The 476-nt window shown below is 51.1% G+C and carries 5 tRNA genes; all 5 read right to left on the bottom strand.

Features of this window, described 5'->3' with window-relative positions:
• Positions 1-4: 4 nt before the first annotated feature.
• The 5 genes from B7709_RS00150 to B7709_RS00130 all read right to left on the bottom strand — a co-directional run bounded on the left by B7709_RS00150 (position 5) and on the right by B7709_RS00130 (position 439).
• A tRNA-Ser gene (locus B7709_RS00150) sits at positions 5-94 on the bottom strand.
• A gap of 6 nt (positions 95-100) precedes the next feature.
• A tRNA-Glu gene (locus B7709_RS00145) sits at positions 101-172 on the bottom strand.
• Between the two features lie 11 nt (positions 173-183).
• Positions 184-257: transfer RNA gene (locus B7709_RS00140), tRNA-Ile, on the bottom strand.
• A 33-nt stretch (positions 258-290) separates the two neighbouring features.
• A tRNA-Gly gene (locus B7709_RS00135) sits at positions 291-361 on the bottom strand.
• 5 nt (positions 362-366) lie between these two features.
• Positions 367-439: transfer RNA gene (locus B7709_RS00130), tRNA-Val, on the bottom strand.
• Between the last annotated feature and the right edge of the window lie 37 nt (positions 440-476).

Genomic DNA, 476 nt, shown 5'->3' with positions numbered 1-476 from the left:
TGAAAGGAGGATGTGGGATTCGAACCCACGCACGCTTTTACACGCCTGACGGTTTTCAAGACCGTTCCCTTCAGCCGGACTTGGGTAATCCTCCAATAAATAGTCCGTACGGGATTCGAACCCGTGTTACCGCCGTGAAAAGGCGGTGTCTTAACCCCTTGACCAACGGACCATATTTATAAATGGGCACGAGTGGACTCGAACCACCGACCTCACGCTTATCAGGCGTGCGCTCTAACCACCTGAGCTACGCGCCCAAGTTAAAAAACTTGGTATTGAACAAAGTTCAAAGCGGGTGACGAGAATCGAACTCGCGACAACAGCTTGGAAGGCTGTAGTTTTACCACTAAACTACACCCGCTAAAATGGGAGTTAACGGGATCGAACCGCTGACCCTCTGCTTGTAAGGCAGATGCTCTCCCAGCTGAGCTAAACTCCCAAAAGCTAAGCGACTTCCATATCTCACAGGGGGCAAC

Source organism: Streptococcus oralis subsp. dentisani (assembly GCF_002096335.1).
In the GTDB taxonomy this organism is placed as follows: Bacteria; Bacillota; Bacilli; order Lactobacillales; family Streptococcaceae; genus Streptococcus; species Streptococcus oralis_Z.
Note: the sequence above shows the minus strand (reverse complement) of the source record. Positions and strands in the feature narration are given on the sequence as shown.